A 556-nucleotide genomic window follows, 5' to 3' on the forward strand; every position below is an offset into this window, starting at 1 on the left:
GGCTGGGCGGCACGGCGCATCAGATTGCTATTGGCTGGGATACGCCCGGACTGGTCGCCAAAGTAGACACCCAAACCTTTAACGTCGGCGTCCCGACAGGTGCAATCGCCTATTTTGCCCATACCACCGTCCCCTTTGGCTGGCTAAAAGCAAACGGCGCGGCAGTGTCGCGCACCGTCTATGCCAACTTATTCGCCCTCATCGGCACCACTTATGGCGCAGGCGACGGACGAACTACCTTTAATCTCCCGGATTTGCGCGGTGAATTTATCAGGAGTTGGGATGACGGGCGAACTGTCGACAACGGACGTGTCATAGGCTCATGGCAGGCAGATGAATTCCGAAGTCACAGCCACGGCATCGGTGTCAAAAGCATGTCCGACACCGACAGGGGTAGCAATACGTCAACCGTATCGATTGACACTGTCGGCCAAACCGACCCGGCTGGCGGCATTGAAACCCGCCCTAGAAATATCGCCCTGCTGGCATGCATCAAGGCATAAGGTGCCTTAAACCGTTTAGAAAGGTAAAAAAAATGACCCAAAACATCCAATGG

General features: G+C 55.0%; 1 protein-coding gene. It reads left to right on the forward strand.

Annotated features, from left to right (window positions below):
* Window positions 1-503 (forward strand): phage tail protein (locus ACTHUR_RS17060; protein ID WP_440399887.1); only part of this gene is annotated, 503 nt, incomplete at its 5' end.
* Window positions 504-556 lie beyond the last annotated feature (53 nt).

The organism is Neisseria sp. P0021.S007 (genome assembly GCF_051956855.1).